Here is a 24180-nt window from a genome sequence, read left to right as displayed (position 1 = left end):
TCCTGGCGTGATTGTTGGTTGTTCACACGCGCCTCGAGACACGAGGCGATGACAGCAGTGTGACCAGCCAAGCCCGGGGAGCCAATTGAGACCTTGGCCGGTCGTCATAACCCAGGGGTTATGATGACCGGATCGCGGGGCGTCGGATCGCAGGAACGAGTACGTACTGGCCTGCTGCTTCGCCCCCGGATATTTCGGCGCCGCTACTGGGGTCTTGCCGCGGCGGCCTGGCGCAGCGACTCGGCGAAGCCTTCCAGCGCCAGGCTGGGGCTCAAAGAGGTGTTGGTACACAGCCCTACCGAGCCACCCTGGTGCTCGAAGGTCAGTGCCAGCTCGACCAGCTGGCCGCTCTCCAGGTCCTCGGCCACCGCCTCGAAGGGCGCGACCCAGATGGCATCGGTGTCCAGTGTGAAGCGCCGGCTGACCGGCAGCGACAAGGTCTCCAGACAGGGCGCAGGCAAACTGATGGCGTGACGCACACAGAAGCTGTCGACCCGCTGACGCAAGGTGGTCTGAGGAGGAGGCACGGCCCAGGGGTAGTCGCTCAGGATCTCGGGAGGACAGGGCGAGACGGTGGCCAGCGGATGCCCCTGGCGCACTACCAGCCGCAGCGATTCGTAGTAGAGATGTTCGAAGGCCAGGTCACGAATCTCGCGGGCTTCGGTCATACGCCCCACCACCACGTCGAGCTCACCCAGCGCCAGCCGCGACAGCAGAAAGGCGCTGGCGCCGGTGGTCACGGTGACGCTGGTCTCCTGGCCCAGCGGCGAGGCCTGGAAGTGCTGAATCGCCGCCGGCAGCAGCCGCGATTCCACCGTCGACAGCGCCCCGACCCTGAGCCAACGCTGCCCACCATGGCCGTCGGCCAGCGCCACCACGCCCTCTTCCAGGGCGCGCAGCGCAGGCCCCGCGTGGCGCAACAGGGTGAGTCCCGCCTGGGTCAGACTGACGCCCTGGGCGCTACGCTCGAACAGGCTGGCGCCAACGATCTCCTCGAGTTCACGGATGGCCTTGGAGATGCCCGGCTGGGTGATCGCCAGGGCGTCGGCGGCACGGGCGAAGCTACGGCTGCGCGACACCTCGAGGAAGGCATTGAGATGGCGCAGCTTGATACGATGATTGAGCATGGTGGCCTGCGATCTGGCGACGTGACGGGTGTCCAGCGTGGCGCCGTGGCGTGGTACCTCGTCAGCCTCCACCACGCCGACAGCGCTAGCGACAGGCTGCCAGCACGCGCTCGATGGGCTCGTCGGCGCCACTCAGCGGGAAGCGTGAGGGACGGGTATCCTGGGGAGTGACCACCGCCACGTTGCCGCCTTGCAGGGTCTTGGTCAAACCGAGGGGAGACGGGGCGAACCACACGCCGTCGTGGGGGGAGTGGCGTGACTCCAGGCGATACCCGATGCCGTCCACCAGCACCTCCAGCGGCTTGCGCCGATCGGCGCCCATCTGGGAGGCATAACCGGCCACCGATACCATGGGCACACCGTTCCAACACACCAGTGCCAGAGAATGACCGCTGCCATCATCGACTCGCGCCGCCGGGGCGTCGCCGAACATCTGGTGGGCCTGGGTGTAGCGCCACTCTGCCGACGCCGTATTCGCCATCAGGGTGCCGAGCAGTATCGCCACAAACGTCTTGAACCACATCAATAGTTGACCTCTTGCTGCCGAAACGGGCATGCATCGGGCACTCCCTGCCTGACGGAATCCTCTCCTTCTCCTTTTGCCAAGTCTAGCAACTGACCGAGGATTCACGAATGGAGCAGCAGGGATGGCCCTGCCATCTATGGCATGGCAAGTCACCAACGGCCAGGAAGCCTTACTGCCTGCCTGGAGGATTCTGTGCTCCGTGAGTCAGCTATTTACCACTCTTTTACCCCAGGCGGCAAACCATGTCCCTCATGCCGATGATTCGCCGCTTCCCCAGCCCAGCTCCTTGGCCAGGGCAAAGGCATGATTGGCCGCCGGCACGCCGGCATAGATGGCCACGTGCATCAGCACCTGACGCAGCTCCGCCTCGCTGAGGCCGATACGTTGGGCGGTCTTCAGGTGCAGGGTCAGCTCCTCGCGCCCCAGGGCGGCGAGAATGCCGGTGGTGATCATGCTGCGCTCGCGTCGCGTCAGGTCGTCGTTGGACCACAGCTCGCCCCAGGCCAGCCGTGTGATCATCTGCTGAAACGAAGTGTCCAGGCTGTTGGCATTGTGGGTGGAGCGGGCCACGTGCTCCTCGCCCAGCACCTGCTTGCGGGTCGCAAGGCCAGTGGAATAGTCGACGCCCTCCGCGCCCACGTCTCCCAGGTCCACCGCCATCACCGCCAGCAGCTTCTCGGCGAATCGGCTTGGCGCCTCTACCGAAGGCACGTGACCGACGCCCTCGAGCACCTCGAGCGGGGCGCCGTCGCACTCGGCCGCCAGGGCCTCCAGGGTGGCCGGTGGCGTCGCCAGGTCCTCGCTGCCACCGAACAGCTGCACCTTGACGCCCTTGCCGGAGAGCTTGCCGGTGAAGGTATCTCGCCCCAGCATTTCGCAGAGCAGCGCGTAGGACTCGTCGTCACCGCGCCCCATCTGGGTGCACCAGCCCGCCTTTAGGGCCGGCTCGGCGTCGAAGCAGGCGGCAGCGAACCAGCGCGGCACGATCTCGCCGGACATCGCCGCCAGGCCCTCGCGCCGCACACGCTCGGCCCTGGTGGTCCATAGCTCGCTGGTGCCGATCACCGCTCCGGTGTTGGTCAGGGCGGCGGAGAGCAGGCGCTCGCCGTGCTCGCTGATCAGCTGCTGCCCCACCACGCCACCGATGGAGGTGCCGACGAAGTGGAAGCGGCCGGCGCCGGCGTGGTCGGCCAGGGCGATGGCTTCCTTCGCCAGTTCGGCCGGAGTGATTGGCCCGTCGCCCCAGGCCTGGCTGGCGCCGTGACCGGGCAGGTCCCAGGTCAACACCCGGTAGCGTGGCAGCAGCGCCGGCAGGACGTCGTCCCACACCGCCTGGCTCATGCCCAGCGGATGCGCCAGCACCACCAGAGGGTTGGCCTCGGCGCCGAGCAGGCGATACGCGACACTGCGTCCTTCGATATTCAGAAATGCCATGACCTCTCTCCTGTTCCTCTATACCCGTTCGATCAGGGTGGCGATGCCCTGGCCCACGCCCACACACATGGTGCACAAGGCGTAGCGTTTGCCGCTCCTGTTGAGCTCGTGGGCGGCGGTCATCAACAGGCGCGCCCCGGACATGCCGAGCGGATGGCCCAGGGCGATGGCCCCGCCGTTGGGGTTGACCCGGGGGTCATCGTCGGCGACGCCGAGGTCGCGCAGACAGGCCAGGGCCTGGGCGGCGAAGGCTTCGTTGAGCTCGATCACGTCGATCTCGTCGATCGTAACGCCGCTGCGCTCGAGCAGCCGGCGCACCGCCGGGACCGGGCCATAGCCCATGATGCGCGGCTCCACCCCGCCGGTGGCCATGCCGACGATACGCGCCATCGGCACCAGGCCATGGCGCTCCACCGCCGCCTGGCTTGCGACCAGCATGGCACAGGCGCCGTCGTTGACCCCGGAGGCGTTGCCGGCGGTGACACTGCCATTGTCCTTGAAGGGGGTCGGCAGGGCGGCCAGCTTCTCCAGGGTGGTGCCGGCGCGAGGATGCTCGTCGATGTCGAACACCAGCGGCTCCTGCTTGCGCCGGGGGATCTCGATGGGGGTGATTTCCTCGGCGAAGCGACCTTCCTGCTGGGCCTGGGCAGCCTTTTGCTGGGAGCGCACGGCAAAGGCGTCCTGATCGGCGCGGGAGATGTCGAACTGTTCGGCCACGTTCTCGGCGGTCTCGGGCATCGAGTGGGTATCGTGAAGCTTCTTCATCAGCGGGTTGACGAAGCGCCAGCCGATGGTGGTGTCCTCGATCTGCTGCCCCCGTGAAAAGGCGCCTTCCGCCTTGCCCATGACGTAAGGCGCCCGGGACATCGACTCCACCCCGCCGGCCAGGGCCAGATCCATCTCGCCGGCCTTGATCGCGCGCATGGCGGTGCCTACCGCATCCATGCCGGAACCGCACAGACGATTCATGGTAGTACCGGGCACCGAGGTCGGCAGGCCCGCCAGCAGCGCCGACATGCGCGCCACGTTGCGGTTGTCCTCGCCGGCCTGGTTGGCACAGCCCATGAAGACCTCTTCGATGGCGCCGGGATCAAGCTCTGGCGCCTGGGCCAGCACCGCCTTGAAGATGTCGGCGGCCAGGTCGTCGGGACGCACGCTTGCCAGGGTGCCACCGAAGCGCCCGATGGCGCTGCGACGGGGATGACAGAGAAAGACGTCGGTCATGTCGGACTCCTTGGTCACCCCGCGCACTGGCGCGGGGTGTGTCGGGGAAGGGGGAAGATGCGGGAGGGCGGTTTACTGGCCGCTGTGGGCACGATCGGTGCGCGCCTTCAGCTCACGCAGCACCTCGAGCTCATGGGCACTGGGGACCGGCGTGGTCTCGAGTTCAGCGGCGAAACGAATGTCCCAGCCGGTGGCCTCCTGGACCTGCTCGCGCGTCACGCCGGGATGCAGCGAGACCACCGTCAGTTCACGATCCTCGGGGTCCGGCTTCATCACGCACAGGTCACTGATCACGCGAGTCGGCCCCTTGCCGATATTGGGTACACCGTCGCGTCCCTTGCCGTCGCGGCCGAAGCCCAGGGTGGTGATGAAATCGACGTCACGCACGAAGGCCCGCGGCGAGTGCTTCAGGGTGATGAACACTTCACCAGCGTTGGTAGCGATCTCCGGCGCCCCGCCGCCACCGGGCAAGCGTACCTTGGGTGCGGTGTAGTCGCCGATCAGGGTGGTGTTGAGGTTGGCGTAGCGATCGATCTGGGCGGTGCCCAGAAAGCCCACACTGACCTTGCCGCCCTGCAGCCAGTAGCGAAACATCTCCGGCACCGACACCGTGGTCAGCGCCGACTCGCACAGCTCGCCATCGCCGATCGAGAGCGGCAACACGTCCGGCCTGGTCTGCAGGGTGCCGGATTCGTAGATCAGCACCACCTCGGGGGCATGGGTAAGCCGCGCCAGGTTGGCGGCCTCGGACGGCAGGCCGATACCGACGAAACAGGTCATGCCGTTTTCCAGCGCCCGGGCGGCGGTGACCGTCATCATCTCGCCGGCGCTGTAGTCGATTGCGGTGCTCATCGGGCGTCCTCCGCGGTGTTCATGATGTTGTCGTCGATCCAGCGGGTGAAGGCGTCACGGTCGCGGGCGATGGCGTCCCACTCCTTGTAGAAGCGGTTGTCACGCGGGTAGTAGCCGTGGGCGTAGGACGGCAGCGAGCCCTTTTCGGCCACGGCGATGGCGTCGATGGCCCAGCCTGGGATCACGCAGGCGTTGGGGTGGGTGTCCAGGTCATCGACGATCTCCTCGACGGTGACGATGGCGCGGCTGGCTGCCAGCACCGCTTCCTTCTGCACCCCGATGATGCCCTCGACCAGCACATTGCCGGCACGGTCGGCCTTCTGGGCGTGAACGATGGAGACGTCCGGGCGCACCGAGGGCACCGCCGCCAGGCGCTCGCCGGTGAAGGGGCACTCGATGAACTTGATCTGGTCATTGACGTTGGGCAGCTCGCTGCCGACGTAGCCGCGCAGCACCGCCAGCGGCAATCCGGCGGCGCCGGCCTCGAAGGCGCAGGCCATGGCGGCGTGGCTGTGCTCGAGAATCTCGACCTTGTGGGGCCAGCCCTTTTCCACCGCATCACGCAGGCGATGGAGCGAGCCGACGCCAGGGTTGCCCCCCCAGGAAAAGATCACCTTCTTCACGCAGCCGGCACCGATCAACTGGTCGTAGACCAGGTCCGGGGTCATCCGAATCAGGGTGAGGTCGCGCCTACGCTGGCGAATGACCTCATGCCCGGCGGCGAAAGGAATCAGGTGGGTAAAGCCTTCCATGGCGACGGTGGCGCCGTCATGGACGTAGCGCCTTACCGCTTCGTCAAGACTCAGGATCTCGGCCATGTGGGTTGCCTCTGTTAACGATGAACCAATGCGGTGGACAGAACAGCCTTGTTCGCTATGTGAACGTAGGTTTGTTATACGAACAAGTTACTGCTGATCGTCAGGGCCGTCAAACGCAAAAAGGGCGGGAACGGCATACGCCGCTCCCGCCCCTTCTCGTTCTTCTACCGATCAATCAACGTGTTAGCGTTGCTCCAGCCACTCCCTGGCCTTGCTGACCTGTTGTCGACTGCTACCAATGTATAACGCCGGATCGGTGGCGGCCTTGAGCTGCTCGACACTGATATCGGGGGGCTGCCGGGGAGCCTCACTGCTCTGCTCTGCGGTGGATGGCTCGCCCGCCTCCGCCTTCAGCACCTCGTGCAAGACCTCGTGATAAGGACGCCCCTGGCGGCGCGCGGTCTCGGCAGCCTCGGCCGCCAGCGCCTTGGCCCTGTCGCTGCCGAGGTGGGGTGTCAGCAGGCGCGCCACCGGCTCGGCCATGATCGCGCCGCCGGTCAACGCCAGGTTGGCGGCCATGCGCTCAGGATGTACTTCGAGTCCTTCCAACAGGGTTGCCGCCTGCTCCAGCGCCCCTTCCACCAGCAGCACCGATTCGCTGAGCGGTGCCCACTCGGCGTGCCACTCGCCGAGGCCCCGTTCCAGCGGCTGGGCCACGGCACCGATGATCACCGTGGTGTGGCCGTGCACCCGACGCGACGCGCCGCGAATCAGGGCGCAGCGTACCGGATTGCGCTTGTGCGGCATCGACGACGATTCGCCCATGCCAGGGGCGCTCGGCTCGCTGACTTCGCCAACCTCTGTCTGCGTCAGCAGGGCGACGTCCAGCGCCAGGCTCTCCAGCGCCCCGGCGACGGCGTCCAGGGCGGTCTGCAAGGCATGGATCGGCTGGCGGTCGGTATGCCAGGGCAGTACCGGGCAGGACAGGCCAAGCTCCTCGGCCAAGGCCTGCATCAGCTCGAGCCCCTGTTCCCCCCAGCCCGAGTGCACCCCCACTGCACCGCCGAACTGCACCGGCAGTCCTTCGGCGGCGATATCCCCAAGCCGGCATCGCGCGCGCTCGAGCCCGATGCCCCACTGGGCCGCCTTGACCCCAAAGGTCATCGGCAGCGCTTGCTGCATCAGGGTACGGCCGACCATGGGCGTCTGCTCGTGGTCACGCATCAGCGCGAGAACCGCGTTGCGACAGCGCTCGAGCAGGCCATCCAGGCTCGCCAGGCGCGGCGTCAGCAGGTGCATCAGCGCCGAATCCACCACATCCTGGCTGGTCGCCCCCTGGTGCCAGCACGCCTTGAGCTCGTCCGGCAACGCCGCTCGCCCGGCCTTGACGAAGGGGATCGCCGCGTTGCCGCCGCTGGCGATACCCCGGGCGATGGCCGCGGTGTCAAAGTCATGATGCTCAAGCGCCGCCGCCATGCGCCCGGCGCTGCCCGCTGGCAGTGCGCCGACACCTTCCTGGACGCGAGCCAGGGCGAGTTCGAAGGCCAGCATCGAGGCCACCAGGTCATCGTCGCGACAGGCTTCCAGGGCACTCTGGCTCATGAATGGATGGCTCAGCAGGGCGTCGGACATGGCAAGGTTCCTCTTCTTCTGGGGAGCGAATGGGGCGTATCGACCGGGGCGAGTTCAAGGGGATAGCAGCAAGGAGGCAACGACAAGGACACGCGATGGCGACAGCGTGGCCGCTCCACCAATAGTCGCACAGGTGTTCGCACCTCGAACAAGCATGCTAGATTATCGACAACACGGGAGCAAACCGTCGCCCACAGAAGACGAATGTCTTCTTGCTGCCATGACATCGGGGGCCGTATCCGGTCGCTGCCCTGCTATCATCGTCGCTCGGGCTGTACAACGCTCTCACGTCGTGGCGCTCGATCACTGCAACACTAGATCTTAGTGACACTCGAATCTGAAAAAAGGACACCTCGATGGATACGGCACCGGCCGACGCCGCCCTGAGCCCGGATGACCGCGACTTCGTCACTGCCCTCGCCAGCGGCCTCGACGTCATTCTGGCCTTCGACGAGGCCCACCCTCGGATGACCTTGAGTGAGGTGGCGACGCGCACCGGCATGAACCGTGCCCGCGCCAGACGCTTTCTGCTGACGCTGCATGCCCTGGGCTATGTGCGCAAGGACCATCGCCACTTCGAGCTGGCGCCGCGGGTGCTCAAGCTCGGCTACGCCTTCCTGTCCGCCAACAATTATCAGCACCTGATCCAGCAGGTGCTCGAGGACATCACCACCGAAAGCGGCGAATCCTCTTCTCTTGGCGTACTCGACGGCGATGAGGTCACCTATGTGGCGCGCTCGGCGTCGCGCCAGCGGCTGATGGCCATCACCCTGTCGGTGGGCACGCGGCTGCCCGCCGCCTACACCTCGATGGGGCGCATGCTGCTGGCACAGAAGACCGACGACGAACTGGATGCCTTTATCGAGCGCACCACCCTCGAGCGCTTCACCGACAAGACGATCACCGACAAGGCTGAGCTCAAGCGCGCCATCCTCCAGGCTCGCCAGCAGGGCTATGCCATCGTCGATCAGGAGCTGGATTCTGGGCTGCGTTCGTTGGCAGTACCCGCCTTCGACGCCAACGGCGAGCTGATCGGTGCGATCAATATCAGCACCAACGCCGCCAGAATCGACCACGACACCTTGCTTGAGCGCTACCTGCCGCTGCTCCAGGGCAAGGCTCGCCAGATTCGCGCCAACGTGAGCTGATCGTCTTTGTCTGAGCGCACAGGGGACAGGCGCACATGGGGAAGTATGACAATGGCAGGGAGGCCTGAATGCTAGCGATACTCTCCATCACCACACCGATCTTTCTGCTGATCGGCGTCGGCTTTCTGGCCCGGCGCTGGAACCTGGTATCGCCGGTTCAGCTCTCCGGTGTCGCCAACTTCGTGCTGTACGCCGCGCTGCCGGCACTGATCCTCGGCGCCCTGACCCGCAACTCGCTTGGCGAGGTGATCAGCCTGCCGCTGCTAGCAGCCTACGCCCTGGGCTCCGTGGCCACCTTCGTCGCCTGCCTGTGGCTGCCGCGCAATCGCCAAAAGAAGTCCCCCACCGAGCGGGCCATCCAGGCCCTTGGCATGTCCGCCTCCAACAGCGGCTTTGTCGCCTACCCGATCGCTGCCCTGGCGCTGGGTCAGGCGGCGGCGGGTATCATCATGGTCCACACCATGATGGTCGAAATCCTGCTGGTGATTCCCGGCGCCCTGGTACTGGCCGAGGTCGGTCAGCAGCGCGACACCCGCGCCGGTGATGCCCTGCGCCAGACCCTGACCAGGCTTGTCCGCAACCCGATCCTGATCTCGCTGAGCCTGGGGCTGGCACTGGCGGCACTGGGAATACGCCTGCCGGCGACGCTGGATCGCACCATCGAGCTGCTGGCCGGCGCCGCCGGGCCCGCTGCGCTGTTCGTCATCGGCGGCACCCTGTACGGCCTCAAGATCCGCGGCATGGTCAAGGACATGGGCCAGATCATGCTCGGCAAGCTGGTACTCCACCCGCTGCTGGTGCTGGGCATGCTGCTGGCCTTCCAGACCGTCCTGGCGCCCTTGCCCCCCCTGATCTTCGCCGGCGCCATGATCTTCGCCGCCTGCCCGATGATCAGCATCTACCCGCTGATCGCCCAGCGCTTCGGCATGGAGGGCGTGGGTGCCGCCGCCCTGATGGCAAGCACGCTATCGAGCTTCGTGACCCTTAGCGTCGTCCTGTGGGCGCTGTCACACACCGGTCTGATGCCGCTGCTTGGCTGAACCTCCCGCGGTGCCGACGAGTGACTGAGGCCTGATGCCCAACCCTGGCTGACTCGCTGGCGACCGACTGCTGGCTCACGTACCATGAAAGGCATCATTTAGCTTGCTACTTTTTTTGTCGGCGCCGAATGTCGCCGTCCCGCTTCGACCGCCAACGGCCCGCCATGTCCACACCTTCATCGACACCAGACACTACGCCCCTGACGCCGCCCCAGGCCCTCAATCGCGACCGGCCGATGAAGGGCATCGCCTTCATGCTGGCGGCGGGGCTCCTGTTCTGCATGCTCGACACCGGGGTCAAGACTCTGGCCCAGGACTATTCGCCGGTGCAGGTGGTTTGGGCGCGCTACGTTGGCCATATGCTGGTGCTGACCGGCTACCTGGTCTATCTGGGACGTGGGCCGGGCATGGCCATGCTGAAGACGTCATCCCTGGGCGGCCAGTTCGTTCGTGGCCTGCTGCTGCTGGGGGCCAGCACCTTCGCCTACCTGGCCTTTCGCACCCTGCCGATCCTGCAGGTCTACGTCATCAACTTCAGCTCGCCGCTGCTGGTGACCCTGCTGGCGATTCCGCTACTCAAGGAGCGGGTCGGCTGGCGCCAGTGGCTGGCGATCCTGGTGGGCTTCGGTGGGGTGGTGATCTGCGTGGGCCCGGTGGACTGGCGCGCCAACCCGGCGATACTGCTGCCCTTCGGTCTGACCGCCTGTTTCGCCCTCTACCAGCTGTCCACCCGACGCTTCGGGCGCGAGGACCATCCCCTCACTTCGCTGTTCTACGCGGGCCTTGCCGGCGCCCTGGTCAGCTCGGCCGTGGTCCCGGCCTTCTGGACCCCGGTGGCACCGGGGGATCTGCCGCTGTTTGTCTTCGTCGGCCTGATGGGCGCCGCCAGTCAGCTCACGCTGATCCTGGCCATGCGCTACGCGCCGGCCTCGCTGGTCTCGCCCTTTCTGTACCTGCAGATCGTCTGGGCGGCGCTGTTCGGCTTCATCTTCTTCGGCGACGTGCCACGCCCGGAGACCTGGATCGGCGCGGCGCTGATCAGCGCCGCCGGAATCACCCTGGCGCTGACTCGTGGGCGCGATCGCTAGGGCAGTCCAGCATGTCCTGGACCCGCACTCGCATCCCGGTGCGCGCGGCACGATCGCAAGCCAGGGTCGCCGCCAGCGTCATCAACCCATCCCGCGCGTCGATTACCGGTGCCCGCTCACCCCGCACCACGTCGATGAAGTGCGCCATCTGGCGTGGGTAGCAATCATGCCGGAGCGGCTGCAACCGCCGGCGATAAAGCGGGTTGCGCCAGTCCTCACCCTCCTGGTGGTGCCATAATTCCATGGTCGGCACACTTAGACAGCCCAGGCTGCCGCCGATCTGGTAGCAGGGCTCAGGCTGGTGAGGAAACACCGGCGACTGGCCCGATGCCACGTCCCACATGAAGGGCGATGGCACGCTATCGCTGCCGACCAAGGTGCCGATGGCACCATTGGCGAAGCTCAGCGACACGGCGAAGCTATCTTCCACCTCAAAGCCTCGCGCCTGGTTGGCGGTCATCGCCTGGACACTGTCGATCTCGCCGCACAGGTAGCGCAGACAATCGATATCGTGGACCAGATTGTTCAACACCGGCCCCGCCCCGAGCTTCCGCCGCCAGGCTGGTTCGAAGTAACCGTCATGCTTCTTGCACCACCAGACGCCGTTGACGGCGACCAGCCGGCCCAGCTCACCTGCGTCGATGGCTCGGCGGGACTCGATCATGTCAGGACTGTGACGGCGATGGTGGCCGATCAGCATTGCCACACCGCTGGACTCGCTGGCCTCGGCCAGCGCCAGGCCAGAGGCCAGACTGTCCGCCACCGGTTTCTCCATCAACACCGGCAATCCTCGCTCAATACAGGCAAGTCCGGCGTTCAAGTGCAGGGCATTGGGCAATGCGACGATGACGGCGTCCAGCGATTCCTGTTCCAGCAACGCCTCGTAGCCCGTGTAGCAGGGCACACCAAAGGTTTTGCCTAGTTCGCCGGGTGCAGCCGACTCGACGGCGACTGCCACCAACTGGCAATCTGCGGAGTCCTGGACCAGAGCAATGTGCTCGCGACCGATCATGCCGGCGCCGAGCACGGCGATACGCAAAGGCTGCATGACGACTCCTTCATCAGTGGCCGGATAGCCGATGCGACGCCCTCGACCACAGCAGGCCTCTCGTCGCCGCCAGCGTTGCTTGCTCCTGAAAGAGGACGATCACCCCTTCCTGATCACTGCATCCAGGGCGGCGTGGTAGCCCTGACTGCCGAGCCCTGCGATGACGCCATCGGCACGCAGCGAGACGTAGGAGTGGTGGCGGAAGCTCTCGCGCTTGTGCACGTTGGACAGGTGCACCTCGATCACCGTGCCGTCGAAGGCGTTCAGGGCATCGAGGATCGCCACCGAGGTGTGGGTATAGGCTGCAGGGTTGATGATGATGGCGACAGTGCCATCGAGACGCGCGGCATGGATGGCGTCGATCAGCTCACCTTCATGATTGCTCTGGCGACTGGCGAGCTCCCAGCCTTCGAGCACTGCGTGCTCACGCAGCGCGTTGTCGATATCGGCCAGGGTCTCGTGGCCGTAGATCTCTGGCTGGCGGGTACCCAGCAAGTTGAGGTTGGGGCCATGCAGGACCAGCACCTTGCCACTCATCAAGGATTCTCCTTCAACAGTTCACGCCGGTAGTGGGCGAACAGGGAAGCGGCCTGCTCATCGGCAGCGGCACGCTTTCGCTCATCCTCACAGAAGTGCTTGAAGGCGTCCACGCCCTGGAACACGAACAGGCTGACACCGCTCATCACGCTGGCACCGGCTTGCCTGGCCGCTGCCACGAACTCGGTCACCGCAGGAACGTAGACGGCATCAAAGATCCAGTGATGGGAGCGCAGCAGCGCGGGGGCCAGCGGGCAGCCCGGGCTCTTCTCGTGGCCAATCGGGGTACAGTTGACCAGGCCGTCACAGTCGGGCGCGACCCGGTCCACGTCATCTGCGGTCACCGCCCGGGCGGAAAAGCCGAAACGTCGCAGTTCCTCGGCCAGTTGCTCGGCCTTGGCCGCTTCCAGGTCCACCAGCAACACCTCACTGGCGCCAAGCCGGGCCACACCGAAGGCCGCAGCCTTGCCGACACCACCGGTACCGATCAGCAGGACACGGCCGGGGGAGCGCTCCCCCAGGGTGGCGCGGTAACCGCTCATGAACCCGGTGAAGTCGGTGTTCTCCGCGTGAATGCCATTGGCCTCGAACACCAGGGTATTGGACGACCCGACCATCCTCACGCCTTCGCTGGCGCTGCTGGCCAGCGCCACCGCGCGCTCCTTGAAGGGATAGGTCACGTTAACCCCGCGATAGCCGGCGGCGATCAACTCGCTGACCTTGTCCTCCAGCGAGTCGATGGGGGCTTCATTGGCGTCGAACAGGTCATAGGTGGTCGCGATGTCTGTCAGCTTGCCGAGCCGAACGTGCAGGTCCGGCGAACTGGAGTGGAGGATGGCCTTGCCGATCAAGCCTAGTTTCATTGCTGGTCTCCCGGGCGCGGGCCCATTGAAAATCAAACCGCATACGTTGTCGGTGTGACTGCTTCAGGACTGCGCCGACTGGGCGGCCAGACGAATCCCGGCGTTGGCCTCGCCATAGCGCTGGTAGGCACCGCGACGCTCGACGATCTCGAAGAAGAAACGTCCAGCGAAGGTGTCGGTGTAGGCATGCAGGAAGTCACCGCTGTCGTTGCGGTCGAACAGGATATTTCGTTGCCTGATGGCCTCAATGAAGTCCGGATCGAGATCGAAGCGCGCTTCCAGGTCATCGTAGTAGTTGGGCGGAATGCGCAAGAGCGGCAGGCCACGGGCGTGGAGTTCATCGACGCTGGCCAGAATGTCGCTGCTCTCGAAGGCGATTTGCTGAACGCCGCCGCGGAACTCGCTGAGAAAACGGCCCGGCAAGGTTCCCTGGGCCTGAGACACCGTCAGTGGCACGCGAATGCTGCCATCGGAACTGTTGACCGCCTGGGACACCATCATCCCATGGGGATCGACGATCTCGTTTTCGGTGTCAGCCTCGAAACCGAGCACGGTGTGGTAGTAAAGTTGCCAGCCCAGCAACTGCGGCGCCGGCAGTACGTAGGAAAGGTGATCGATGCGCAGCAATCCGGCCTCGTCGCGACGGGCCTGATCGAACAGCTCGAAGTCGGTCTGCCACTGCAGATCTCTCGCAGCGTCCTCGTCGACCAGATAGATCAGGCTGCCCTCGACCCCGCGCAGTGCCGGAATCTCCATCTCGCCCTCACCCACCTGACCACGGTATACCGGCGCCTTGAAGGCCCTGGCCCGGGCCAGCGCGGCATCCACGTCATCGACACGAAAACCGACGGCACACACCGAGGTGCCGTGCAGCAGGCGAAAGGTGTGGGCAAAGCTGTCTGTCTCGAAGTTCAGCACCAGGTGGATGTCGCCCTGCTTCCACAGCTCGACATTCTTCGAACGGTGGCGGCCCACATGGCGAAAGCCCAACGCTCCGATGAATTCTCCCAGCGGCGCGGCGCTGTCTTCGTCCAGCGTAAATTCGATGAAGTGAACGCCCTCATAGCCACTGGCTGACGGAATCTCGCCAGCCCAGGGGCCCTCTGGCACCAGGTTCTCCAGATAGATCAGCGAGCGCATGCCATCCTTGGCGGTCACGTCGGCGGGCGCGGCACGAAAGGCGTCGGAAAATATCTCGTGGGACAGCGGGCCGTCGTACCCGGTCTTCGCCAGCGCCTGCATGAATGATGTCAGCGGCAAGCGCCCCTGCCCGGGGAAGCAGCGGAAGTGGCGGCTCCACTGCAACACGTCCATATCCAGCAGCGGGGCGTCGGCGACCTGAACGAAGAAGATCTTGTCGCGTGGGATATCCGCAATAGCGGCAGGGTCGTGCCCACGGGACAGGATGTGGAAGCTGTCGAGTACGACCCCCAGGGCAGGATGATCGGCACGCCGCACCAGTTCCCAGGCATCACGGTAATCCGAGACATGACGTCCCCAGGCCAGCGCCTCATAGCCGATGCGTAGTCCCCGCGCCTGGGCGAGGCTCGCAAGCTCACGCAGGTCCTCGACGATACGATCGCTGTCCGCCAGAGACTGCGGCGACACGTTGGAGCACACCAGCATGAAATCGGTGCCGAGCTCCTCCATGACATCGAACTTGCGCTGGGCCCGAAGCAGATTTTTCGAGCGGGCCGGCTCTGGCATGCCTTCGAAGTCGCGAAACGGCTGAAAGGCAACGATGGCAAGCCCCAGACGCTGACACAGTTCGCGGATGTCGGCGGGTGAGCCATCGAAGGAAATCAAGTCGTTTTCAAAGATTTCCACGCCGCCGAAGCCGGCGCGAGCGATGGCCTCAAGCTTGGAGCGAAGATCACCGCTGAGGCAAACCGTGGCGATGGAGCGCATGCTGTCCTCCGGGCATCCGTGACTGTCGCCTGGACGCATTGGGTAACAAGAATATCGCCAGGCGCTGCGGGATCTGACACTACGTTCATGCTGCCCACGAGTTCGCATAGCGACTTTATGTTCGCATTATGCACGACAATCGCCCCCCTTTGGCAAGCACATCGACTAGGCCAAAGGTATAAGTCGTCGAAACCAACCGACGCGGAGCCCCGCCGTGTCCTGGCCCCGGCCTATGGGGCTGGGTCGCGCCCTGTCATACCCAGGGACGTCCACCGACCGTAGCAACGGGCATTATCCTTTTGTCGCACCTCCCCTTCACAAGGCACCATTCCACCATTCAAAGCATGCAACCATGGTCGTAGATGCCCTTCACATACGTTGACTCTCCACCGGCCCACCTCTACTGTTCGTATAAAGGACTTTGGTTCGCAAAGCGAACGCCCTGATCATTTCTACGATCTCGCTACAGGATCTCGAATCGCATCACGCGTTCACCAACAGGCCCAGCCATAGCAGCTACATATTAAGGTAGGGCCAAGCGGGAAAAGCCTCCCGCCATATCAACAAGACATCCCCGGAGGACTGCATGCCCACCACAACGCTGAAGACACTGACCGCCGCCATTGCCCTTGGCTCCCTCGGCCTCGCCGCCAGCGCTCAGGCCGACTACCCCGAGCGTAACCTGACCGGCACCATCCAGTGGGGTGCCGGTGGCGCCACCGACAACGTCGCCCGCAGCCTGACGCCCCATGTCGAGGAAATCCTCGATGCCAGCGTGGTGCTTACCAACCGCCCCGGCGGTACCGGCGTGATCGGCATGAACCACGTCATGACCCAGCGCCCGGACGGCTACAACCTTCTTTACGGTGCCGAAAACCCCCAGCTCTACCCGATCATGGGACTGGCCAACTTCAGTTATGACGACATGCACACCGTCAATATCATCGGCCAGGGCCTGGTGGTCATCGCCGCGCCGGCGGACAGCCCCTTTGACTCCTTCAGCGAGTTGATGGCCCACGCCAAGGAAAATCCTGGCGAGTTGCGCATGGGCGGTACCGGCGCCGGAGGCCTGCCGAGCACCGTTCACGCCATGATCAACGCTGTGGATGAGCTCGATGTGCGCACCGTCACCTTCGGTGGTGACGGCCCGGGCATCACCGCCATGCTCGGCGACCACATCGACTTCATGCCGCTGAGCCTGGCGGCGGTGGGCGAGCAGATCCGTAGCGGCAAGATGAAGGGACTGGCCGTCGTGACCGGCGAGGAGATCGAATCGCTGCCCGGAGTGCCGCCCATCACCGAGGCACTGCCCGAAATCGAGAGCTTCCTGCCATGGGGGCCGTTCTGGGGCGTATTCGTGCGCGAAGAGACCCCGGATGACGTCAAGGCCGTGCTCGAAGACGCCTATGCCAAGGCGGTAGCCAACGACGACTTCCAGGCCTTCCTCGAGAACTTCGGTGCCGAACCGCTGAACCTCAAGGGCGAAGAGGCCGAGCGTTATCTCGACAACTGGCAGTCGGTCACCGCCTGGTCGATGTTCGAGGCGGGCAGCGTCGACACCTCGCCGGAGGACCTCGGCATCGCCCGTCCCGGCGATCAGGCCGCGGCCACCGAATAAGCCCAGCCGACCACAGCGGCCAACACCGGCGCTGCCCTGGGCAGCGCCCTTCCCCGACCGGCACCGGCGTGCGCGACACGTTCGGTGCCTGGCGACAGGACTCAAGGCAGGCGCAACGGTGACAGTCTCGACAGCTCGCTGGCTCGAGCCCCATCGAAAGCGCCCCGTCCTGGGATCCCTGACACGAGACCCCTGCCATGAACGACGAACACCCTTCCGATACCCAGGAGTTTGAGGTCGTCAAGCCAGGCGAGAAGGTATTCGACTGGCTGCTTTTGCTGTTCAGCCTCGCCTTCCTCTACGAGGCCTACCGCATCGACGGTATCCCTTCCTTGAATTCTCCCGGCTCCTTTCCCATTGGGCTTGGCCTGATCATGCTGGCTTCCTCGGTGGTGATTCTGGTGAGCCACCGACGCAAGCGCCGCCCACAGGAACTCGGTAGTGCCGGCGACGAGCTCAAGGCCTTTGTCGGCGAGCACTTCAAGGCGCATATCGTGGTCTTCTCGCTGATCGCCATCACCTATCTGTTCGCCATCGCCTGGATCAGTTTCTACGTCAGCACCTTCATCTTCCTGGCGCTGATGTTCATCTACTTTCGCGGCGGCAAGGTGGTGAGCTCACTGATCATCTCCGGCGTTTCCATCGCCATCATCTACGCGCTGTTCACGCTGGTGTTCCGCGTCTACCTGCCGTGAGCCCGGAGGCCCCATGAACGACACCTTCGCCTACTTCGCCATGGCCTGGCTCGACCCGCAGCTATTGCTGTTGACCGCGCTCGGCACCCTCGGCGGCATCTACATCGGCGCCATCCCCGGCCTGTCGGTGACCATGGCCGTCTCGATCCTGATTTCCTTCACCTTCACCTGGGACATCAACAATGCCTTGGCACTGATGGTCGGCATCTACGTCGGCGGCGTCTACGGCGGCTCACGTACCGCCATCCTGCTGAACATTCCCGGCGCGCCTTCGGCGGTGACCACCGCCTTCGATGGCTACCCGCTGGCCCAGAAGGGCGAGGCCGGTCGCGCCATCGGGCTAAGCACGGTGATGTCGGTCATCGGCGGTCTGCTCGGCACCCTGGTGCTCGCCGGAACCGCACCCTACCTGGCCGACATGGCCCTGGAATTTGCCCCGCGTGACTACTTCTTGATCGCCGTGCTGGGTCTGCTGCTGGTCAGTACCCTGTCAGGAAAGTCGCTGGCTCGTGGCATCTTCTCGGTGGCGCTGGGCGCCGCCATCGGCCTGGTTGGCCTGGACATGGTCACCGCCACGCCGCGCCTGACCATGGGCAACATGCAGTTGATGGGGGGCATCCACTATGTGGTGGTGATGATCGGTCTGTTCGGCGTCGCCGAGGCCTTCTACCAACTGCACAATCTCAACAAGGTGCCTGTGAAGCAGAAGGTCGACAAGATCATTCCCCCGCTCAAGATGGTGCTGAAGTTCCTGCCGCTATCGGTGCGCACCGCCATCATCGGTGTCGTCGTCGGCGCGCTGCCCGGCACCGGCGGCGATATCGCCTCGCTGTTTGCCTACGACCATGCCAAGCGCACGGTGAAGAACCCCAAGGTACCCTTCGGTGAAGGCGCCTACGAAGGCCTGGTGGCACCGGAAACCGCCAACAATGCCGCCGTGGGTGGGGCCTACGTGCCCATGCTGACGCTGGGCATGCCGGGCGACGCGGTCACTGCGGTGATCATCGGCGCCCTGGTCATCCACGGGCTCAATCCCGGGCCGATGCTGATGATCGAGACGCCGCACATCTTCTGGTTCACCGTGGGCAATCTGGCCCTGGCCAACATCTTCCTGCTGATCTTCGGGCTCACCGGTATCAAGGTGTTTTCCAAGGTGGTGGAGGTACCCAAGGCGATCCTGATACCGCTGATTCTGGTGCTGTGCGTGGTCGGCACCTACTCCATCAACAGCAACATGACCGAGGTGTACTGGATGCTCGGCTTCGGCATCCTCGGCTACTGGCTCAAGGTGTTCAATTTCCAGATGGGACCGATCATCCTCGGCGTAATTCTCGGCCCGCTGCTCGACGAGACCTATCGCCAGGCCATGTCCTCGGTGGGCGACAGTGGCGGCCAGTTCCTGCTGGCGCTGATCACCAACCCGCTGTCGTTGGTGCTGACCACCGTCATCGCTCTGGTGCTGCTCGGCCAGACCCCGGCCAAGGCCTGGGTCAACGGCAAGCTCAAGCGTCAGGCGTAAACAGGCATGGTGAAAGGCGCAGTGGCTGGCTTTTTGTCGACCATGGTGTCGGCCTGCCCCCAAAGACACAGGGCGCTCCGCGCGCCCTGTGTCTTTTATGGTGATGTTGAACCTTGCTGATGGAGCGCCAGTGATCCCTGACCGCTTTACTCCCCGCATGCTGGTGTTCGACTGCGATGGGGTGATTCTAGACTCCGCTCGACTCAAACGCGCGGCCTTCGCCGCACTCTACGACGACCAGGCGGCGCCGGTGCGACAGGCGGTGGCAGCCTACCTGGGGCGGCGCAGCGGCCAGCCCCGCGAGGTGAAGTTTCGCCATATCGAGGGCCAGATTCTCGGCCGTCCGCCGAGCCAGGCGAGAATCGCTGAGCTGTGCCAGCGCTTTCGTCAGCGCATGCAACGACTGATGGCCGAGGCGCCGATGATTGCCGGCGCTCAGGAGGCCCTCGAGCGCTGGAAGGGAACCTGCCCACTGGTGCTCCTGTCCGCTACACCCCAGCAGGAACTGGCCGACTGTGTCACCGAGCGTGGACTGTCACGCTACTTCGACGACGTCATTGGCGCGCCCCCCGACAAGGTGACCGCCCTGGGCAATCTGCTCGCCAGACAAGGGCGCGGTGGCGACACTGAGGAGCTGGCCCGGCGCACGGTGATGGTCGGCGACTCCTACAACGACTACCGCGCCGCACGCTCCAATGGCACCGCCTTTGTCGGAGTGGGTTCCCCCGGCGAAGCCTCGCCATTTTCCATCGATACCACCATCATTGAGGACCTTCATGGGCTGGACCAGGCCCTGGCAGGTCTGACGCTTTAGCGAAAGGAGCAGGCGTGACGGGCTTCGCTCAGCGCGCCCGCCACCGGGACATCAAGCTGGCACCTCGCAGCTGACGTCCCTTCGTCCCTCAGCAGACTGAAAGACGAGAACGCCGCCATGGTCTCCCATGGCGGCGTTCTTGTGGCGGGGCGTCAGGTTGAACTAGACGCAGAATCAGCGCGGTCCAGCGTGCATGAAGGCCAGCTCACCCCTGTTCAGGCTCCAGCCAGGCTTTCCAGGCGTCGATGATGGCTCGGCGGTGGTCCTTGAACGCCTCGACGTCGCCGCGGGCGCTTTCCCGCGTCAGCGCAGCGCGGTGGTTTGCGCTGCGCGCGGCCAGGTAGGCGTCGCGCAGCGCCAGGGCCTCGTCGGCCTCGAGATGGCCGGTCTCCTCCAGGGTCTCGAGGATGCGCATGTTGTCGCTGAAGCGCATCAGCTCCGGTGTCTGGTGAGACAGCGCCAGCACCGCGTACTGGCACAGGAACTCGATGTCGACCATGCCGCCGGGGTCGTGCTTGAGGTCGAAGGTATCGGCGGAGCCCTTCGAGCCCAGGTGATCGCGCATCTTGTGGCGCATCTTGACCACCTCCTCGCGCAGCGCCTCGCGATCGCGCTCGCGGCCGAGGATCTCCCGGCGCACCTCTTCGAAGCCTTCGGCCAGGGTCGCGTCGCCGGCCACCACCCGGGAGCGCACCAGCGCCTGATGTTCCCAGGTCCAGGCCTGCTCGCGCTGGTACTCGGCGAAGGCCTTGAGCGGGCTGACCAGCAGACCAGAGTTGCCCGAGGGGCGCAGCCGCATGTCGACCTCGTAGAGCGAACCGGCCGGCGTCACCGCCGACAGCAGGTGGATGATGCGCTGGCCCAGCCGGGTGAAGAACACAGTGTTGTCGATCACGCGCTTGCCATCGGTCTCGCCCTGGGAGGCGCAGTCGTGCAGGAACACCAGGTCGAGATCCGAGCCGTAGCCAAGCTCGATGCCGCCAAGCTTGCCGTAGCCGACGATCAGAAACTCCGGCGCTTTACCGGCGCGCTCGCCGTCCTTGCCCAGTGGATAGCCGTGCTTGCGGGTCAGGGTCTTCCAGGCCATGGCCAGCACGGCGTCGAGGATCACCTCGGCGATGTAGGTGAGGTAGTCGCTGACCTTCATCAGATGGCGGGTGCCGGCGATGTCCGAGGCCGCCACGTGCAGCACCTGGGCGTGCTTGAACACCCGCAGTGCCTCGAGCTGGGCTTCCTCGTCGTCCTCGGGAATCCGCGCCAAGGTCTGGCGCAGCTCGTCGGCCAGGCGCGCCTTGTCCGCCGGGGTGTAGAGGGTGTCCGGGGTCAGCAGCTCGTCGAGCAGGATCGGGTAGCGGGCGATCTGTTCGGCGATCCAGGGACTTGCGCCGCACAGCTTCATCAGGTGGCCCAGGGCGTCGGGGTTCTCGCGCAACAGCGCCAGATAGGCGGTGCGCCTGAGCACCGCCTCGATCAACGGCAGCACCCGCTCAAGCGCCGCATCCGGGGCCTCGCTCTCGGCCACCGCGTCCAGCAGCATCGGCATCAGTGCATCGAGGCGCTCGTAGCCCACCCGCTGCATGGCCTGAACCTGGCGTGACCCGGCCAGTCCCTTGATTCGCTTGAGTGCGGTGGCGGCATCGTCGAAGCCGGCGTCCTGCAGTGTCGCCTGGGCCTCGTCGTCGTCCGGCTCGCCGCGCCATAGCTGGCGCCAGGTATCGAGACTGGCACCCTCGTCGACGCCATCTTCCTCGACCTCGTCCTCGGGGTCGCTGATGACCGCGTCGAAGTGCTTGCGCACCCGCCCACGCACTTCGTCCAGGCGCGCCATCAGCGCCGGCCAGCCCTGGGCGTTCATGGCCAGCGCCACCCGCTCGCGGTCGAGGTCGTCGTCGGGCAGCGCCTGGGTCTGGCGGTCCTCGAGGGCCTGGATGGCGTGCTCCAGGTCGCGCAGAAAGGCGTAGTCCGGCAGCAGTTCGTCGATCACTTCCTGGGGCAGCAGGCCCAACTCCGGCAGCCGCTGCATGGCGGTCTTCAGCGAGGTTACCTGCAGCTCCGTATCCCGCCCGCCGCGGATCAGCTGAAACGCCTGAACGATGAACTCCACCTCGCGGATGCCGCCGGGCCCCAGCTTGATATTGCCCTGCATGCCCTTGCGACGGACCTCGCGATTGATCATCGCCTTGAGTTCGCGCAGCGACTCGATGGCGCCGAAGTCCAGGTACTTGCGGTAGACGAAGGGACGGATGCTCGACAACAGCTCATAGCCGGCGTCGATGTCGCCGGCCACCGGGCGCGCCTTGAGCATGGCGTAGCGCTCCCACTCGCGGCCCTGATCCTGGTAGTAGCCGGCCAGCGAAGAAAAGCTGCCAACCAGGGGGCCACCGTCACCCAGCGGGCGCAGGCGCATGTCGACGCGAAAGACGAAGCCGTCGGCGGTCACCGGGTCCAGCGCCGAGATCAGCTTCTGACCGAGCTTGGTGAAGTACTCGACGTGGTCCAGCGACTTGCGCCCACCCTGGGTCTCGCCCTTCTCGGGGTAGGCGAAGATCAGATCGATGTCGGACGACAGGTTCAGCTCGCCGGCGCCCAGCTTGCCCATACCGAGCACCACCAGGCGCTGTTCGCTGCCGTCCTCGCGCGGGGCCGGACGCCCCCAGCGGGCCTCGACAAAGCGCTCGAGCCAGCCAAGCGCCCCTTCCAGGCAGACCTCGGCCAGGCGCGACACCGCCGCACCGGTGGCCCAGGCGTCGACGCCCTCGGGACGGTTGATGTCGCGCCACACGATGGCCAGCATGCGCGCGGCACGAAAGCGCCGAATCGCCGCCTGCATGGCGGCTTCGTCCTCGGCGGCCTCGAGGCCTTCCTCGAGTAGCTGCTTGAGCGCCTCGGGCGTCAAGGCACGATCCAGCTCACCGCTGGAGTCCAGGCAACCCAGCCACTGGGGATGGCGACACAGGGTCTCGCAGGCGAACTCGGAGATCGCCAGCACCCGGGCGAGCTCGACCCGACGATGGGGCTCCAATGCCTGATAAAGTTCGCCGGGGGGCTCATTGCCGCTCATTTCGGCGACGTTGTCTGCCTGTTCGAGCCGCGAGGCAAGGCGCTCCCAGGCGGCATCCAGGGCACCGACAAGGGCGGTGGGGATGTCGTCTCGGGGCAAGAAATCCTGGCTCAGCTGCATGGCGGCTCTCCTTGTTCACTCGTCGCCCCCGTGCGCAGATCACGGCGGGCCTGGGCCTGTGCTCCTCCCCTGAGCATACTCAAGCCCGGGCCTGTGAGCACGGCCGCTTATGCCATCAGGAATTTCTCCACGGCCAGCAGTCCCCAGGTCAGCCCCGCCATCGCCAGCGACAGCATCACCGCCGCCGAGCCGATGTCCTTGGCCCGACCGGACAGCACATGGCGCTCGGGGCCGATGCGATCGACCACGCTCTCGATGGCACTGTTGAGCAGTTCCACGATCAGCACCATGAAGCAGCTACCGACCAGCAGGATCCACTCCACCGGGGTGTCACCGATCCACCAGGCCAGCGGTACCAGCACCAGGCACAGCGCGAGCTCCTGACGGAAGGCAGATTCGTGACGAAAGGCGGCCCGCAGGCCCTTGAGCGAGTAACGCGTCGAGTGAATCAGGTGGCGCCAGCCGGTGTGTCCGGGCTTCATGAGGGTTCCTCGTGGCGAAAGGGGCGCTCCCGGCCCCTCAGTGGTTGGCAATCATGCGGTCGAGATCCAGGGATACCAGGTCAAGGACCCTGGCCCAGCTGATGTAAGGGGTGTTGGCGGTGCCGTTGACCAGCACGGTGAAAACGCCGAAGCGGTGGCTGGCGGTACGGAAGTAGCCGGTTACCGCGCGTACCGCCACCGGCTGATTGAGGGTGCCGGTCTTGAGCGTCACGTGGCTCTGGAAGGTCGGCGAGCCGCGCCGGATAAAGCGCATGGGGCCGTTGGTCGGGGCCTGCAGGCCGGCGTTGAACACCGGGAACAGGTCCGCCCGCCCGAACATGTACTCGAGCAGAGCGTTGCCGCCCCGGGCCGAGATCTTGTTACCGGTGGTCAGGCCGCTGCCGCTTTCCAGGGTCACCTCGCCGTGGCCGGGCACCCGGGCGACGAAGGCCTCCAGCGCCGCACCGGCCTGATCGAGTTCGACCCGCGGCCCCTCCACCAGATCCAGCGCCAGCACATCGGCCATGTAGTTGTTGGAGTAGTTGAGCATGCGCAGCAGGATCTCCTGCAGCGGCTTGCCGTCCACCGCTGCCAGGCGACGGGCGCCGCCGGGGGGCGCCTCGCTGCTGGTGGCCACGCCGCCTTCGACGAGGATGCCGGAGCGCGCCAGCATGGCGTTGAGGGTC

21 protein-coding genes are annotated in these 24180 nt (G+C 65.4%); 7 read left to right on the top strand and 14 right to left on the bottom strand.

Translation table 11 applies throughout. The features are described 5' to 3' along the window. Positions 1-203: 203 nt before the first annotated feature. The 7 genes from pcaQ to NH448_RS13340 form a co-directional block, all read right to left on the bottom strand. Positions 204-1202 (bottom strand): pca operon transcription factor PcaQ, encoded by a 999-nt coding sequence (gene pcaQ, locus NH448_RS13370; RefSeq protein ID WP_239452503.1) that lies wholly within the window; start codon positions 1200-1202, stop codon positions 204-206. Positions 1203-1212: 10 nt separating this feature from the next. Beyond that, complete coding sequence (locus NH448_RS13365) at positions 1213-1650, bottom strand: hypothetical protein (RefSeq protein ID WP_045991427.1); 438 nt, start codon at positions 1648-1650, stop codon at positions 1213-1215. Positions 1651-1902: 252 nt separating this feature from the next. Further along, positions 1903-3087 (bottom strand): alpha/beta fold hydrolase, encoded by a 1185-nt coding sequence (locus NH448_RS13360; RefSeq protein WP_045991426.1) that lies wholly within the window; start codon positions 3085-3087, stop codon positions 1903-1905. 18 nt (positions 3088-3105) lie between these two features. After that, positions 3106-4311 carry a 3-oxoadipyl-CoA thiolase gene (pcaF, locus tag NH448_RS13355; protein WP_045991425.1) on the bottom strand — a complete coding sequence of 402 codons (1206 nt, stop codon included), beginning with the start codon at positions 4309-4311 and terminating at the stop codon, positions 3106-3108. A gap of 72 nt (positions 4312-4383) precedes the next feature. Continuing rightward, positions 4384-5151: a CoA-transferase subunit beta gene (locus NH448_RS13350; RefSeq protein ID WP_342586425.1), complete on the bottom strand. Its 768-nt coding sequence runs from the start codon at positions 5149-5151 to the stop codon at positions 4384-4386. A gap of 8 nt (positions 5152-5159) precedes the next feature. Beyond that, positions 5160-5981, bottom strand: a complete 822-nt coding sequence (locus NH448_RS13345; RefSeq protein ID WP_045991423.1) for a CoA transferase subunit A — start codon at positions 5979-5981, stop codon at positions 5160-5162. Positions 5982-6164: 183 nt separating this feature from the next. Beyond that, positions 6165-7553: an adenylosuccinate lyase family protein gene (locus NH448_RS13340; RefSeq protein WP_052704234.1), complete on the bottom strand. Its 1389-nt coding sequence runs from the start codon at positions 7551-7553 to the stop codon at positions 6165-6167. 356 nt (positions 7554-7909) lie between these two features. On the opposite strand from NH448_RS13340, the gene NH448_RS13335 reads away from it, so the two are divergent. The 3 genes from NH448_RS13335 (at position 7910) to NH448_RS13325 (ending at position 10829) form a co-directional block, all read left to right on the top strand. Next, the gene (locus NH448_RS13335; RefSeq protein ID WP_108448464.1) at positions 7910-8701 is read left to right on the top strand and encodes an IclR family transcriptional regulator C-terminal domain-containing protein; all 792 of its coding nucleotides are present in this window, start codon (positions 7910-7912) and stop codon (positions 8699-8701) included. Between the two features lie 68 nt (positions 8702-8769). Continuing rightward, positions 8770-9741 carry an AEC family transporter gene (locus tag NH448_RS13330; RefSeq protein ID WP_045991421.1) on the top strand — a complete coding sequence of 324 codons (972 nt, stop codon included), beginning with the start codon at positions 8770-8772 and terminating at the stop codon, positions 9739-9741. Between the two features lie 164 nt (positions 9742-9905). Beyond that, positions 9906-10829: a DMT family transporter gene (locus NH448_RS13325; protein ID WP_253028883.1), complete on the top strand. Its 924-nt coding sequence runs from the start codon at positions 9906-9908 to the stop codon at positions 10827-10829. Here NH448_RS13325 and NH448_RS13320 read toward each other — a convergent pair. The 4 genes from NH448_RS13320 to NH448_RS13305 form a co-directional block, all read right to left on the bottom strand. After that, entirely contained in the window at positions 10795-11877 is a 1083-nt protein-coding gene (locus NH448_RS13320) for a Gfo/Idh/MocA family oxidoreductase (RefSeq protein WP_253028882.1), read from the bottom strand. The genes NH448_RS13325 and NH448_RS13320 overlap by 35 nt on opposite strands. 99 nt (positions 11878-11976) lie before the next feature. After that, complete coding sequence (gene aroQ / locus NH448_RS13315; protein WP_108448462.1) at positions 11977-12417, bottom strand: type II 3-dehydroquinate dehydratase; 441 nt, start codon at positions 12415-12417, stop codon at positions 11977-11979. Further along, positions 12414-13277, bottom strand: a complete 864-nt coding sequence (locus NH448_RS13310; RefSeq protein WP_253028881.1) for a saccharopine dehydrogenase NADP-binding domain-containing protein — start codon at positions 13275-13277, stop codon at positions 12414-12416. Before NH448_RS13310 ends, aroQ begins: the two co-directional genes overlap by 4 nt. A 63-nt stretch (positions 13278-13340) precedes the next feature. After that, the gene (locus NH448_RS13305) at positions 13341-15185 is read right to left on the bottom strand and encodes a sugar phosphate isomerase/epimerase and 4-hydroxyphenylpyruvate domain-containing protein (RefSeq protein ID WP_253028880.1); all 1845 of its coding nucleotides are present in this window, start codon (positions 15183-15185) and stop codon (positions 13341-13343) included. Positions 15186-15771: 586 nt separating this feature from the next. On the opposite strand from NH448_RS13305, the gene NH448_RS13300 reads away from it, so the two are divergent. The 4 genes from NH448_RS13300 (at position 15772) to NH448_RS13285 (ending at position 19831) form a co-directional block, all read left to right on the top strand. Then, positions 15772-16803, top strand: coding sequence for a tripartite tricarboxylate transporter substrate binding protein (locus tag NH448_RS13300; protein WP_213230028.1), 1032 nt, complete (start codon positions 15772-15774; stop codon positions 16801-16803). Between the two features lie 197 nt (positions 16804-17000). After that, the gene (locus NH448_RS13295) at positions 17001-17498 is read left to right on the top strand and encodes a tripartite tricarboxylate transporter TctB family protein (protein ID WP_253028879.1); all 498 of its coding nucleotides are present in this window, start codon (positions 17001-17003) and stop codon (positions 17496-17498) included. A 13-nt stretch (positions 17499-17511) separates the two neighbouring features. Further along, the gene (locus NH448_RS13290) at positions 17512-19017 is read left to right on the top strand and encodes a tripartite tricarboxylate transporter permease (RefSeq protein WP_108448457.1); all 1506 of its coding nucleotides are present in this window, start codon (positions 17512-17514) and stop codon (positions 19015-19017) included. Positions 19018-19147: 130 nt separating this feature from the next. Further along, complete coding sequence (locus NH448_RS13285; RefSeq protein ID WP_253028878.1) at positions 19148-19831, top strand: HAD family hydrolase; 684 nt, start codon at positions 19148-19150, stop codon at positions 19829-19831. Positions 19832-20036: 205 nt separating this feature from the next. Here NH448_RS13285 and glnE read toward each other — a convergent pair whose 3' ends face one another. The 3 genes from glnE to NH448_RS13270 all read right to left on the bottom strand — a co-directional run. Continuing rightward, on the bottom strand, positions 20037-23012 hold the full coding sequence (gene glnE, locus NH448_RS13280) for a bifunctional [glutamate--ammonia ligase]-adenylyl-L-tyrosine phosphorylase/[glutamate--ammonia-ligase] adenylyltransferase (RefSeq protein WP_253028877.1): 2976 nt from the start codon (positions 23010-23012) through the stop codon (positions 20037-20039). Positions 23013-23119: 107 nt separating this feature from the next. Next, a complete protein-coding gene (locus tag NH448_RS13275; RefSeq protein WP_045991417.1) occupies positions 23120-23494 on the bottom strand; it encodes a diacylglycerol kinase in 375 nt (124 codons plus the stop codon). A gap of 37 nt (positions 23495-23531) precedes the next feature. Then, positions 23532-24180: D-alanyl-D-alanine carboxypeptidase (locus tag NH448_RS13270; protein ID WP_253028876.1), on the bottom strand; the 649-nt coding region annotated here is incomplete at its 5' end.

This window comes from Halomonas sp. OfavH-34-E, from assembly GCF_024124525.1.
In the GTDB taxonomy this organism is placed as follows: domain Bacteria; phylum Pseudomonadota; class Gammaproteobacteria; order Pseudomonadales; family Halomonadaceae; genus Halomonas; species Halomonas litopenaei.
This window is presented reverse-complemented; position numbering and strand designations above follow the sequence as displayed.